The following is a 13,281-nucleotide window of genomic DNA, read 5'->3' as shown; positions in this document are numbered from 1 at the left end:
TCGATTTGCTTGTCTAAAGAAGCCCTTCGGCGTAGCTCAGGGCAGGCCAAGCCAAAAGAAAGGATACTTTTTCTTAGGTATTTTTGCCTTATCCGGCAAAACCGCAAAAAGCCCCTAAATTTTCTCCAAGGCTTCGAAAATTTTTAACGGGAACTTCTCGCTATACTGAAGAAAAAGAACCTAAAGATGAAAACAAATCCCTGCCAAGCATATTTAATTGGAAAACAACGTGTTTACAGCTGTCCAGGCAGTTGGCGAAAAAAGGTTTAAGATGTGATTGCTGAGATTAAAAAAAATATTTTTAAAAAGCAGTTTCATATTGAAAATCTTTTCTATATTTGCACTCGCATTTTTAGAGATATGAATGCAAGCTTTTAACTGAAGTCCTAAGTATGTTAAAAGTAGTATGCAGGCGTGGTGGAATTGGTAGACACGCTAGACTTAGGACATAGCGAAATATAAAGTGTTAAAATATTAAAATGCGGGCGTGGTGGAATTGGTAGACACGTCAGACTTAGGATCTGATGCCGCGAGGTGTGGGAGTTCGAGTCTCCCCGCCCGTACAAAAGCCGAAGAGAAATCTTCGGCTTTTTCCATTTAAAAAAATGTCGAAAAAAATGTCAGGTACAACATAGGTACAACATTTTGCTAATTTCAGGGCAACATTTGTATTGATGTCAAATATTTCTATTTGTTATTAAACCCTATTAATTTTCTGGTAAAATAATAAATTCTGCTAAATAGCAACCTTATTACTTCGTAAGGGGGAGTTTATTATCATACAATATAACCGCAATTTAAACTCGTAAAATACTTCCATCAAAAGACTACGGCATAAAGCCAATGCTCTTTCCAACGCTTATTTATTCCGTTTCCTTTTGAGCCAAGATTTTATCTTCCGTTTGGTTTCTGCTCAAATATTGTTTAATCAAAAATTTGAGTATTATGACAACAAAAGCGAGTACCACAAAGCAGCGCAGTAGAGCGAAATCTACTGTCAAGAAAGAAGTAAACGGAAAGAAATCATCCATTCTTCAAATTCAGAACTTACAATTGGGCAAAATCAAGCCTGACCCGGAACAGCCAAGAAAGACTTTTAACGAGAATGCATTAAAGCAGCTTTCTGAGAGTATCGAAAAGCACGGTGTGTTACAGCCAATCACGGTAAGACAACAAAATGGCCATTTCATCATCGTGATGGGCGAACGTCGATATCGTGCCAGTAAATTGGCAGGAAAGAAAACGATGCCCTGTATCGTTAGTGCTTATGAGAACAATGATGTGCTTGAAGTTCAGATTATCGAAAACCTGCAAAGACAGGATGTCGAACCGACCGAAGAAGCTGAGGCGATTGCTTACCTAAGTGAGAAATATGAGCCTACCGAAATTGCAAAGCGATTGGGTAGGACAGATAACTTCATCAGACAGCGTCTAAAATTAGCTGGATTGATTGACGGTTTCAAGCAATTTGTACGCAATGGCGAAATGACCATATCATTGGGTGTCGGTGTAGCGCTCTTTGAACCGGAAGAACAACAAATGATGTTGGAAACAATGGGCGAAGATTTTAACGCACATCAGATAAACAGGATGATTAAAGACCAGACCTATGATTTGGAAAAAGCGTCTTTTGATGTAGCTGATAAAAAATTGGTTTCGAAAGCTGGGTCTTGTGTAGAATGTCCGTTCAATGCAGCCAATCAAGGCAATCTGTTCGGCGATGGTAAAATGGTCTGTACGAAAGCAGCTTGTTTTGAAACGAAGAAAAGCAAATCGTTCTTGAACCTGATTGAAAAGTCCAAGAAAGAGAATATCCTTTTAATCCCTGAAATACGACAATATTGGGCAGATGACGAAAGTAATCAGCTCATAATATCACAATTGGAAAAGAACGGATTGAAAGTCTATCTACTGGACGATGTTGAAATCATAGAAAATCCTATTGAACCTACCCTAGAGGCGATTCAGAAAGAATATCAACACTATGATTATTCCGAAGATGAAATCAAAGCAGAGTTGAGCGAGGCGTTACAGAATTATACAGAAGAATTGGAAAAATTCAATTCAGCAAAAGAAAATGGATTTAAAAACGGCATCGTATTCCATCCCGATTCATTCCAGCACAAGGAAATCTTTGTAAAGATTGTCGAAAAATCTAAGAACGATTCTATGGAATACTCGGCACCATTGGCGAATAGAAAAATGGCGGACTGCACGCCTGAAGAGCAAATCATTAAAATCAACGAAAGGGAAATCCGCAAGAAGCAAATAGAGAACAACAAGCAGTTTGAAGAAGTTGTCCAGATGATTCGAGAAACAAAATACATTGATACGAAGAAGACACTTTCAACAGACGAAATGGTCGCATTCTCGATATCGCTCTTTGAAAATAATGTGGACTATATGAGCCAGCAAAAGTATTTCTCAAAGTTCTTGTGCGACACTTCAAAGATGACAAAAGTTGAAATGGTTGAGAATTTCAAGAAGAAGTTCAAAAAGGAAATCTTTCACAAGTTAATACGCTATATGCTCACAAAGCAAGTGCATTTTAGCGAAAGCAATCACGTCAATAATCTGACCAACATTTCATTCTACAAAGCAATGCAAGGATATTATAAATCCAAGATTGCCGACATTGAAAAAGAATATACCGAAAAGAGGGACAAGCGTGAAGCACGTTTGAAAGAGCGCATCACAGTTCTTGAAAAGCAAATTGAGGAACTCAACGATTAGCTTTTGTTGTTTGAAGAAGGGTCGGCATTCGTGCTGGCCCCTTTTTCTTTTTTATGATAATGTTTTGAAAGATGGGTTCATAAGGAAGGGGGTATCAATCAATATCAGAGCAAAGGTAAACTCGTAAAATACACCCATCAAAAGACTACGGCATAAAGCCAACGCAACATCCTACGCTTATTTATTCCGTTTCCTTTTGAGCTGTGATTTTAGCTTCCGTTTGGGTACTGCTCAAATATTGTTTAATCTAAATTCAAAAGCTATGTATTTACAAAATTTGCAACAGGATGAAATTTTCGTGTCATCAGAAATGAAATCCTTAAAAAGTCTGACACAGATGGAATCCCGAAGAGGGCTTGAAAATGCCATTATCTCAAATGGCAAAATCGTTAACGTCGTATCGAACAGCTACGGTCACATTCCAAATCAACTGTTCTTCAAGAAAGCTGAAGAAATGCTGACTGATGCACAACTGAACTTCCACAAACGCACCATCAACAAAAATGATAGGTCGTTCATTACTGACTTTATTATCGACGACAAAAGCCAGTTTACAGTCAAGAACCATAAGGACTTGATATTGCCGATGCTTCGGTTCAAGAATTCGTATGACGGAAGTGAAAAGACCTCTGGACACTTCGGTTTTTATAGAGAAGTATGCTCAAATGGTCTGCACGTGTCACAGGCTGAAATCGAGTTTTCCATAAAGCACAATAAGAACAATACGCACTTGATTATGCCGAGGCTGAACAATCTATTCGATAAATTTCTGGACAATGAATTCTATACCATTACCAAGAAATTCGACAAGATGAAAGAATTTAAAATCATCGATACACAGGAATTTGTGAAGGCGATTCTTGACAGAACGAAACTGTTCCGATACGAGTGTAGCGACAAGAACAGCGACCCGTCGAAAAAATCTCGTGAGGTCATAGAAATCTTGAACTATGAAGCCTTGTTGCTCAATGAAGAACCAAATCTGTGGTTAGGTTACAATGCGTTCAATTCAGTACTTCATAATGTCTTAAAGAAAAGTTTCGGTCAACAGGAACGATTGGACAAGAAACTGTTCGATGAAGTTTATGCGATGGCATAACATCAATAAAGGTTCATCCAGTACCTTAAACTGGATTTTTTTTCATTTCAATATGATGTTCTTTTGGCAAATCCCAATAATTTCTATTAGAAATAACCATTTCAAATATTTACCACTTTATTGACATAGTGGCGATAATTAGTTTTCAAATATTCGCCACTTTTTTGTATTTTTGGCAAAGTTTTGATATTGTATTATGCCAAAAATTATAGAAAACAAGCTTATAGAAGCGTTTAAAGAGCAAAGTTCCTTTGATAGGGACCAGCTATTTCAGTTTTATTTGGACCTTGAACCGGATTTGAAGGAAAGTACATTTAGTTGGCGCATTTACGACCTGAAGAAAAAAGACATCATCAAAACTATTGGTCGTGGATTGTATGTTATATCCCATAAACCCAAGTATAGACCAGTACTGTCTGATAGTGTTCTAAAAATAGCAAGTAAGACCAATGAACGGTTTGAGGAAATCCAATATGCTATATGGGAAAACCAATGGCTAAATGAATTTACTCTGCATCAAGTATCCAATCAAATGATTGTAGTAGAAGTGGAAAAAGAATTTACAGAATCACTATACTATTATCTCAACGATTCGTTGAAAATGGATTTTTTCTTGAATCCCGATGACAAGGAAATTGAATTCTACATTTCCGAGAGTGCTGTCCCCGTGGTCATAAAACGTCTCGTCACCAGAGCACCGATAAGTAAATTGAAAGACAAAAAAAATTTAGTTCCAGTCGCCACACTTGAAAAAATAATGGTGGACTTGTTTGCCGATGAAAACCTGTACCATTTTTACCAAGGCTCTGAACTCATAAATATTTATGAAAAGATACTTGAGCGATACAGTATTAATTTCACAAAGCTCTTTAGCTATGCGAAAAGACGAAAGAAAGAACAGGAAATCAAGCAATTTATGAATAACCACATACCGAATATTTTAGAGGACATAATCAATGATTGAAAACAAAAGCTTCACAAAAGAGTGGCTGGGTATTTTTCGGTCAAAAAAAGAACATAAAGGCATTAATGTGACCATTTTGGAAAAAATGGTTCACGCATTTTCATTGTTGGAACATCTAAAAATAGAAGGACTTGATTTTGTCTTTAAAGGGGGCACTTCACTGGTGCTTTTACTTGAAGAAGGCAATCGGTTTTCAATAGATATCGATATTATTTCGAGTGTAGAGCGTGACCCATTGGAAAAAATCCTTGATGCGGTTGTTGCCAACTCACATTTTAAAAGCCACACTTTGAATGAACGTCGAAGTTATAAAGAAGGCGTTCCAAAGGCACATTATACTTTTGAATTTGATTCAGATTACAACCCGAACGTTCCAGTAACCATTCTGTTGGATATTCTTTTTGACAGCCCACATTATCCAGAGCTCATAGAATCTTCCATTGAAATTCCTTGGCTATCGGTTAATGAGCCTATAATATCAATTACCACACCTTCGGTAAATTCCATCTGTGGCGACAAGCTTACTGCTTTTGCGCCAGAGACCATCGGTATTCCATATTATAAGGGCGACCAGTTATTTGCAATGGAAATCTGTAAGCAATTGTTCGATTTAGGAAAGCTATTTGAAAACATTACGGCTATGGCAATGGTTAAAAAAAGCTTTTCAGCTTTTGCGAAAGCGGAACTATCATATCGCAGTTCGGATAAAGATTTCAGCGGCAGAAACCTCAAAGAAACAGATGTGCTTTGGGATGCCATAGACACCTGTGCCATCATCGCCAAAAGGGAACGTAACCCAACCAAGGAAACAAAAAAGAAGTTTGACGAATTAAACCGTGGCATACGCAGTTTTGGAAGTGCGTTTTTGATGACGGGAAATTTCAGAATAGAGGAAGCCCTTGCAGCTTCGGCCAGGTTAGCTTATTTGAATGCTATATTGTTGCAAGATGAGATAACAGAAATTGAATATTACAAAGGACAAGACATAAGTAAACTTAACATTGAAAAAGCAGATTGGGCATTTTTAAATAAACTGAAAAGACAGCCAGATAAAAGCATTTTTTATTATTGGTTTAAGGCGGTGGAATTACTATAAATATGAAGAAATGAATCTAAAATATATAATAGAAATATGCATTGGGATTGATATTGCCATTATTGGTATCGCTTATCCTATAATAATTGATAAAATATCGAATATTGGAAATAGGTATGACTCAAATTATCTTTCCGAAGTTTTTGAACAAGAATTTCCACAAAGGGCATATGGTCGCATTTTGCCATTTCGGAGCAGGAAAGTTACCACTTTCGAATGGCTGTTGTTCTTCACTATCGCATCATTTGCCTTTTTGATTGCAGGTGCCGAACCATTATTTTGGAAAAACTCAATATGGATGCAAAATTCTGCAAAATTATTGACATTAACTCTTACCTTTTTTCTTGTAATATCCTTTATAATCTGGCTTGACAAAATAGCTTTATACAACGGAAAACCAGCTCGCCTATTGAAATATCTGATTGCGAAATATCAATCAATTTCAAAAGAAAGTAGATATAAAGAAAACCTTATCAATTCACTTAACGAGATAGCCTATTTCGCTGTAGAAAAGGAGGATATCCATTTACAAGAGGAATTGAGTAAGTTTTATACTGAAGAGTTTATTAAAATTCGTCATAATCATAATTCAAGCGAAGCTTTAGAATATCCATTTTATTTTTATGATGTAACCCGTAAGCTAATTAAAAAATTGCTTCGGAAAGAAGTTTCTGAATTGGATAGATTGACATCTCCCGCAGTATCAAATTGGTGGTTGTTGGGACAGGATTTTCAGGAGATTCCAATATCAGAAAAAACGTATGATAGTATGTGGGGCAATATCTATCAGATTTCCGACAATGCAAAGTTTATAAAGGAGCATTGGAGCACTGCACACCAATATTATAGATTTCAATTAGGGAGGAAAACTGGCAAATACAACATCGATATTAGAGATTATGAGAACAAGGAGGAAATTGAAATAAGAGAAAGTGAACAGATAAGATTTTTAGAGTTTCACTATGCATTGGGTGGCTTGTTATTGTATCGTCAAAACAATAATGGACTAAAACGAATTCTAAATTTCACACAAAGTCAGCCGCCAGATTATTACCTATTGCCTAACTCTATGTATGACATATTCTACTGGTTTGCCTATTTTAAAGAAGGGTATGTAAACAGAGTTACGCCTACAGATTTTAAATACCCATTTCCAGACATTGATAATTTAGGCCTCTCACGACAAATAACCTTTTGGATTTGTCAATATGTATGTTTGCTTTTTATAAGACAATTTTTCTTGCAACCCTATTATACGTTTCATCAATTTACCGAACAACCAAGATTGCCAAATAAAGTACTTGAATTACTTAAATGGAAAGATGCTTTGGACTATTTCAAGTTTTGTTTAAACAAAATATTAGAGAATAAAGACTTATTGGATTTACTGGGCTATAATTTGTCAGATGCTATTTTGGAGGATATAGAAGGTTTTGAGCCTGAATTACGAATTAGAATTGAAGAGCAAATTCAACAGAATAGAACAAATGCACCATTATCTGATAATAAAATCAGTCAATTTTTGGCCAGCAGTGCAACGATGATAGATGATGCATTTAATCAGTACCGCCTCATAATAAATAAAGATGATTTTGCAAATGATGAACCTGTGATGCGATTCGGTCTAAATGGAGGTTCCATACTTTTCCGAAAAGAAGGTTTTACAGAAGGAGACATACCACATCTAAATTATGATTCGATATTTGCACAACAAATCATTTATGACCAAATCAATCGATATATTCCAAACTCTTTCCTCGGAGCGAGAACACGTAGATACTTAATAGACAGAGAAAACTTTGAAGATGCGTTTAAAAGATTAAAGTACGATAAAGAGAAACATCTAATTGTAGGGTTTGGTTTTTTCGACAATGGTTTAGTCGAAATACCTGATTTCTTTGAGGATATGATTAGGTTGACTTCGCCAGTTTTTTCAAATGTACTATTCGTTCTGCCAAAGACTGACCTTCCGAGAATTAATCATCCAGACCTCAAAGCTGATGAGATTAAAGAACTGCGTCTTGAACCAATTATACCAGACAGAAACGTATATGCCTCTGTAATCGACTTGAATCTTGATGAGAATAGTGAGTTGAGACAACGCTGGAACACAAATGAAAATCAAAATCCAGCGGAATCTGTACAATTAACAATTGCATTCATCGCAGAGATTATTTGGAGACAAAATAGAGATGTCGTTCAGTTGAATATCACTTCGCCACTACGTGAACAAGGCATCAAAAATGATTTAAGCGATATTGTTCCTTTCAAGACCATTGAAAATGATTGAATTCAGAAACCCATATCACATAGAACCACCAGGTGTTTCACGACAAATATTATCGCATCCAACAAATGAAACTGAAGCAATAGAACTTGCAGTATTTCAAGAACATCGATACGCATTTTTCTATTGGAACAAATGGATGCGTAAGAATGAAAGTGCTAATCCACCTTGTTTGGTTTCGCTAGACTGGCATCAGGATTTATGCTACCCTTGTGAAACAGAAAAAGAATGGTTAGATAAATTAGATTTAACGAGTGATGCAGAAGTGTCTTTATTCTCTTGGGCAAAACTGGCTGGAAATAATGACGGTCATATTCTATGTGCTGCCTATCTCAATTTGATTGGGGATATCTATGTGCATTGCAGGCAAGCTTCCTTTCCAGATGCTTGGAAAGATGAAGAATTGATAGATAAGTACGGCAACAAACATACTATCAAAAAATTCAAAACTTTTGACACATTACAGGATGATTTATTGAATTCATCAGAAACATCTGTATTTTTTGATATAGACTTGGACTTCTTTTCGATAAAGAATGGCTTAAGTGATGGTTCTTTTGAATTTACCTATCTACAGGAACAAGAAATACGTACAATGTTAGATAAGGACAATCCATTAATTCATTGGATTTTTGAACGTTTAAAAGGATTTACTATCGCAACAGAACCAGAACATTGCGGTGGACTTTTAAGAAGTAATAAGTTTCTTGATTTAATTAGCAAAATCTATTTCAGTCCAGAATTGTTTGCACCTAAATGTAATTGGAAATGGAAACCTAAATATTGATGATGAATTGAATCGATAATAATACGGCCATTCAGCCCATTCCCCTACATTCCGCGAAAAGCTATATTTCAGGCAAAGCGCTTCATTAAAACAAGTCTTGGACACAACTATAAAGCTTCCGATTTCCTTTCCACTTGCCCACTCATTCCCAAGAAAATCGGGAAGTGGTCAAACTCCATTTCAACCTACACCTTTCAAGTTAAGTCCGCTTGACGTTCTACTTCAAAAGGATATACAGTTTTCATAATTCGTTCAGCCCAGTCCCCTGCATTTCGCGAAAAGCTACATTCCGGGAAAAGAGCTTCTCTGGACAGGTCTTGGACACAATCCCCAATTTCGACTTTCCATTCCGTTAACCCTTCCGCTATGCTGGAAAGTAACACTACATTCCCTTGCCAAAATCGTGAATCAAGTCCGTTTAAAAAAGGAAGTTAATTATCATACAATATACACGCAAGGTAAACTCGTAAAATACTTTCATCAAAAGACTACGGCATAAAGCCATCTCTTCTTCCCTCGCTTATTTATTCCGTTTCCTTTTGAGCCAAGATTTTAGCTTCCGTTTGGTTTCTGCTCAAATATTGTTTAACCAAAAATTTTAACATTATGAAAAATACAACTGTAAAATCCGACATTTCATTGCAAGAAGCAGAAGAACATTATCAATTGAGTAGTGAAAATTACACTATTGAAAGTGCGGAGAGTCATTTAGCTTACTACAGAGAAAAGCATCCCCTTTACTACCAAGTATTAAGTAATGTTTAATCTGAAAATCAGAAAGAACCTTTTGTAGAATGAGATAACTACTCACCAAAGTAATATTAACCTTTTATTGAATACGAATTTCATAACCCGTTCAGCACATTCCCCTGCATTTCGCGAAAAGCTACATTGCGGGAAAAGAGCTTCTCTAAATAGGTCTTGGACACCATCCCCAATTTCTACTTTCCATTCCGCTAACCCGATCCGCTGCGCTGGAGCGGAACGCTTCATTCCCAATCCAAAATCGTGAACGGAGTCCGCCAAATCGGAATTCCATTTAATCATTTGGTGCCACTTCCTATGTTATTGTACTTCACAAAGTCTTTAGAAATACTTCCGCACCCTCGCTGCCCTAACCTTTTTTTGCCAGCAAAATACCAACATTTTGAACTTGAACAGACTGCATAAACCGTTACGCTGCGCTTCACTTTTTATAAGTCCTTATCATTTCAAAATCTTGAAACTGTATCAGCAACAAAAAAAGGTAACAGCGAGGGCGCTATGGGAAGTAAATCTAAAATAAAACTTATGAAATCTTACAAAAACATACAAAGGGAAGCGACACCAAAAAAAACAAAAAAGGAAAACGCTCAAGATATAATAAGTAAATCACTTCAAAAAAATATAAACGCAAACTGTCTGAATGGTTCAGATAGCATTTTAATTAATCTTTAAATATTTTATTATGAGTACTTTAAAAAATCACGTACAGTTAATCGGAAACGTTGGACAAGAGCCAACAATCACGAACCTTGAAAGCGGAAAAAAAGTAGCCCGTTTTTCAATCGCAACAAACGAGTATTACAAGGATGCCAAAGGCGAAAAGCAAACCGAAACTAATTGGCATACCGTTGTAGCTTGGGGCAAGACTGCCGAAATTATTAAAAAATATGTTGATAAAGGCAAGGAAGTAGGTGTTACGGGAAAACTGAAATCCCGAAGCTACGAGGATAAAGAGGGTATCAAGCGATATGTTACCGAAATCGAAGCAAATGAAATCCTTTTGCTTGGAAGCAAAAATGATAAGTAATCATTGAAATTTTAGAGGGCGTACCTCTCAAACGTTGCGCCCTTTTTTTATTAATAATCTTTAAAACTTTTATTATGAAAACTATTAAAAATCACGTTCAGTTAATTGGAAACATTGGGCAAGACCCACAGGTTACAAATCTTGAAAATGGAAAAATTGTGGCGCAGTTCTCAATGGCTACAAATGAAAATTACGAAGACTCAAAAGGGCAGAAGCAATCGGAAACCCATTGGCATAGTATTGTGGCTTGGGGAAAACTTGCTTCAATCATTGAGAAATATGCAGTAGTAGGAAAACAAATTGCCATTGCGGGCAAATTGGCGCAACGCTCTTATGAAACCAAGGAAGGCGAAAAACGATACTATACCGAAGTTGTAGCAAGAGAAATTCTTTTGCTCGGGTCTAAAAATGGTAAGTAACCATAAAAATCCAAGAGGGCACAGATACCAGTTTTCAATTAGTTCGTGCCCTCTTTTAATTATTCACTTAAAATAAATGAACAATGAAAGCACAAGTTAACGAAATCAAAGAAGGATTGCAACATTTTCACGGAACGGAAATGTTCTATCAAATCCCATTATTAAGAACACGTTTTACGGACGGACTAAAATATCTTGCTAATGTGGCAGATTGTTTTTGGCTCATTACGGACACTTCCGTGATTGCAAAAAGTCTGATGAACCGAAGCGAATTTATAACCATAGACTTCAAAAGATTGCCCGAAGAAAAACAGGATTATTCGGGTTATGAAGCCGAGATAATTTACAGCGATGGCAATGATAATATTTTGGAAAAACACGGTTATCGGGCAACCGATTTTCCACTCGATGAACTGCGGTTATTTTTTGTAAATGATACGCTGATGTTACCAAGCGAATACTAAATTTTAAAGCTATGGTTTATCTGAATTTTACAGACTTGAGCGAGGAAACTCAAAACCGTCTTTTGGAAGATTCCAAAAAGGATGTGGAACGAAAATTTGGCGATGATATTCGCAAATACGTAAGAGAAAATTATACCTGTTTTGAAACGATGATAGAGGAAGAAGCATTGCGAAATTTATATTCCTATACGTTTATTTTCAACATCTAATTTTCTAAACTTTATAGTCAAGCACCTCTAAATTTTTGGAGGTGTTTTTGTATGCAATTAATTTCAAGTCGAGAAAAAAGCGTATCTTTATTTCGCTGAAATTCAGCACACATAAATTCATATAGTTATCCCATTTTTAACTTTCGCTGGTAGCTGTATCCATCTATATTTTACATATTGGAATTTCCGAATTCCTAAAAGGGCAATTTGCTTTTTAGCCAGATTGTATGAAATTTTTGTCACGCTTTGGCGTGACGAAAAGGAATAGCAAGAGGGTAACGGGCAGAGCCACGTTACATATTCCTTTTAGCGCATAAACCATTGAATTTCAAGTAATTGAAAATTAATGGATTATATAAGTTTCTTCGATTTGCGTCAAATGCCCCCAAACAGCTTGTAAATAGGGATGGATTTACGTCAAACACACAAAAAAGCGAAAGAAAATGGATTCATTCATCACTATCAGGTTCAAAAGGAAAACCGCCAAACGTTTTCAAGAATTTTCAAAAAAGCACTTCAAGACGCATACCGAAACGATGGAAGCTATACTTGATTTTTTCTTCTACAACGAGATATCGCCAAAAGAAAAATTAGGTCCGACAGGGCGAACCATCGAAGCCAAACTATTAAAAAGAATCAATGCCGTAATCGCTATAATGAGGGACGTTGAAAAGACCCAAACCAAGCCTACAGTTGCAATGATTCAATCTCTATTTGAGACAGAACAGCCAAGCAAAAAACCTTTGATAGTGGAAAAGAAATATGCCGAAGAAAAAAAGGAAGTACGCTTTCGAGAAAAGCAAAATCTTAATAACGACCTCTAAAATTTTAAGCTATGTATATAACAATTACACCCCAAAAAATGGGTGGCAATTATTCTAAAAGTTCGGCTGATTTTGTGGGTTATCTGGAGAAGGAAAACCAAGGACTGGAACAGCAGGATATGGAGCATTTTTTTAATCAAAATGGCGACGAGATTTCAGCAGAGGAAGTGGTCAGGGAAATTGATGGCAATACGGCAAAACTCGAAAAGCACGAGCCACGGTTTTATTCCATTACCGTAAGCCCTTCAAAATACGAACTAAAACGGTTGCAAAACCATAGTAAAGATTTGCAAAAATATACCCGGGAGATTATGAAGGATTATGTGGCTTCATTCAACCGTGAAATAAATGGGCGACCGGTCAATATCGATGATATAAAATACTACGCAAAAATTGAACACCAAAGAACCTTTAAAGGAACAGATAAACAGGTGCAGGAAAACCAGCCTTTTGCCACAAAAATACTTCAATTAAAAACTGAAGTCCGAAATGTGCAAGAGGGGCGAGCAGAAGGAAATGTGAAAAAATTGGAAAAAGAAATCGGGAAACTAGAAAGAGAAGCACCGCACCAACAGAACGGAAAACGAATAGTACAAGGAATGCCAAA

General features: G+C 36.4%; 14 protein-coding genes and 1 tRNA gene. All 15 read left to right on the top strand.

Annotated features, from left to right (window positions below):
- Positions 1-481 precede the first annotated feature (481 nt).
- Positions 482-563 (top strand) — tRNA-Leu (locus BUB91_RS18975).
- Positions 564-945: 382 nt separating this feature from the next.
- On the top strand, positions 946-2,733 hold the full coding sequence (locus BUB91_RS18970) for a ParB/RepB/Spo0J family partition protein (RefSeq protein WP_031427438.1): 1,788 nt from the start codon (positions 946-948) through the stop codon (positions 2,731-2,733).
- A gap of 262 nt (positions 2,734-2,995) precedes the next feature.
- Positions 2,996-3,832: a DUF932 domain-containing protein gene (locus BUB91_RS18965; RefSeq protein WP_031427439.1), complete on the top strand. Its 837-nt coding sequence runs from the start codon at positions 2,996-2,998 to the stop codon at positions 3,830-3,832.
- Between the two features lie 196 nt (positions 3,833-4,028).
- Positions 4,029-4,796, top strand: a complete 768-nt coding sequence (locus tag BUB91_RS18960) for a DUF6577 family protein (RefSeq protein WP_031427440.1) — start codon at positions 4,029-4,031, stop codon at positions 4,794-4,796.
- Positions 4,789-5,892: a nucleotidyl transferase AbiEii/AbiGii toxin family protein gene (locus tag BUB91_RS18955; protein WP_034886773.1), complete on the top strand. Its 1,104-nt coding sequence runs from the start codon at positions 4,789-4,791 to the stop codon at positions 5,890-5,892. Before BUB91_RS18960 ends, BUB91_RS18955 begins: the two co-directional genes overlap by 8 nt.
- A gap of 10 nt (positions 5,893-5,902) precedes the next feature.
- Positions 5,903-8,182, top strand: coding sequence for a hypothetical protein (locus tag BUB91_RS18950; RefSeq protein WP_034886775.1), 2,280 nt, complete (start codon positions 5,903-5,905; stop codon positions 8,180-8,182).
- On the top strand, positions 8,175-8,966 hold the full coding sequence (locus BUB91_RS18945; RefSeq protein WP_034886778.1) for a UPF0489 family protein: 792 nt from the start codon (positions 8,175-8,177) through the stop codon (positions 8,964-8,966). The genes BUB91_RS18950 and BUB91_RS18945 overlap by 8 nt, the downstream gene beginning before the upstream one ends.
- A gap of 606 nt (positions 8,967-9,572) precedes the next feature.
- Complete coding sequence (locus BUB91_RS21105) at positions 9,573-9,731, top strand: hypothetical protein (RefSeq protein ID WP_164076249.1); 159 nt, start codon at positions 9,573-9,575, stop codon at positions 9,729-9,731.
- 525 nt (positions 9,732-10,256) lie between these two features.
- Entirely contained in the window at positions 10,257-10,403 is a 147-nt protein-coding gene (locus BUB91_RS21100) for a hypothetical protein (RefSeq protein WP_164917885.1), read from the top strand.
- Positions 10,404-10,413: 10 nt separating this feature from the next.
- The gene (locus BUB91_RS18930) at positions 10,414-10,758 is read left to right on the top strand and encodes a single-stranded DNA-binding protein (RefSeq protein WP_031427446.1); all 345 of its coding nucleotides are present in this window, start codon (positions 10,414-10,416) and stop codon (positions 10,756-10,758) included.
- A 74-nt stretch (positions 10,759-10,832) separates the two neighbouring features.
- On the top strand, positions 10,833-11,177 hold the full coding sequence (locus BUB91_RS18925) for a single-stranded DNA-binding protein (RefSeq protein ID WP_031427447.1): 345 nt from the start codon (positions 10,833-10,835) through the stop codon (positions 11,175-11,177).
- An 83-nt stretch (positions 11,178-11,260) separates the two neighbouring features.
- Positions 11,261-11,641 carry a DUF6876 family protein gene (locus BUB91_RS18920; RefSeq protein ID WP_031427448.1) on the top strand — a complete coding sequence of 127 codons (381 nt, stop codon included), beginning with the start codon at positions 11,261-11,263 and terminating at the stop codon, positions 11,639-11,641.
- 11 nt (positions 11,642-11,652) lie between these two features.
- Complete coding sequence (locus BUB91_RS18915) at positions 11,653-11,850, top strand: hypothetical protein (RefSeq protein ID WP_031427449.1); 198 nt, start codon at positions 11,653-11,655, stop codon at positions 11,848-11,850.
- 443 nt (positions 11,851-12,293) lie between these two features.
- Positions 12,294-12,674 (top strand): BfmA/BtgA family mobilization protein, encoded by a 381-nt coding sequence (locus tag BUB91_RS18910; protein ID WP_034886781.1) that lies wholly within the window; start codon positions 12,294-12,296, stop codon positions 12,672-12,674.
- 11 nt (positions 12,675-12,685) lie between these two features.
- Positions 12,686-13,281: MobB family relaxase (gene mobB / locus BUB91_RS18905; RefSeq protein ID WP_254796115.1), on the top strand; the 596-nt coding region annotated here is incomplete at its 3' end.

This window comes from Leeuwenhoekiella marinoflava DSM 3653, assembly GCF_900129005.1.
GTDB lineage: Bacteria > Bacteroidota > Bacteroidia > Flavobacteriales > Flavobacteriaceae > Leeuwenhoekiella > Leeuwenhoekiella marinoflava.
Note: the sequence above shows the minus strand (reverse complement) of the source record. Positions and strands in the feature narration are given on the sequence as shown.

Bases quoted from the DNA above. Each gene is read 5' to 3' on its own strand.
- BUB91_RS18960 (WP_031427440.1), top strand. From the start codon at position 4,029: ATGCCAAAAATTATAGAAAACAAGCTTATAGAAGCGTTTAAAGAGCAA.
- BUB91_RS18955 (WP_034886773.1), top strand. From the start codon at position 4,789: ATGATTGAAAACAAAAGCTTCACAAAAGAGTGGCTGGGTATTTTTCGG.
- BUB91_RS18925 (WP_031427447.1), top strand. From the start codon at position 10,833: ATGAAAACTATTAAAAATCACGTTCAGTTAATTGGAAACATTGGGCAA.
- BUB91_RS18915 (WP_031427449.1), top strand. From the start codon at position 11,653: ATGGTTTATCTGAATTTTACAGACTTGAGCGAGGAAACTCAAAACCGT.
- BUB91_RS18970 (WP_031427438.1), top strand. From the start codon at position 946: ATGACAACAAAAGCGAGTACCACAAAGCAGCGCAGTAGAGCGAAATCT.
- BUB91_RS18930 (WP_031427446.1), top strand. From the start codon at position 10,414: ATGAGTACTTTAAAAAATCACGTACAGTTAATCGGAAACGTTGGACAA.
- BUB91_RS21100 (WP_164917885.1), top strand. From the start codon at position 10,257: ATGAAATCTTACAAAAACATACAAAGGGAAGCGACACCAAAAAAAACA.
- BUB91_RS18920 (WP_031427448.1), top strand. From the start codon at position 11,261: ATGAAAGCACAAGTTAACGAAATCAAAGAAGGATTGCAACATTTTCAC.
- BUB91_RS18965 (WP_031427439.1), top strand. From the start codon at position 2,996: ATGTATTTACAAAATTTGCAACAGGATGAAATTTTCGTGTCATCAGAA.
- BUB91_RS18950 (WP_034886775.1), top strand. From the start codon at position 5,903: ATGAATCTAAAATATATAATAGAAATATGCATTGGGATTGATATTGCC.
- BUB91_RS18945 (WP_034886778.1), top strand. From the start codon at position 8,175: ATGATTGAATTCAGAAACCCATATCACATAGAACCACCAGGTGTTTCA.
- BUB91_RS21105 (WP_164076249.1), top strand. From the start codon at position 9,573: ATGAAAAATACAACTGTAAAATCCGACATTTCATTGCAAGAAGCAGAA.
- BUB91_RS18910 (WP_034886781.1), top strand. From the start codon at position 12,294: ATGGATTCATTCATCACTATCAGGTTCAAAAGGAAAACCGCCAAACGT.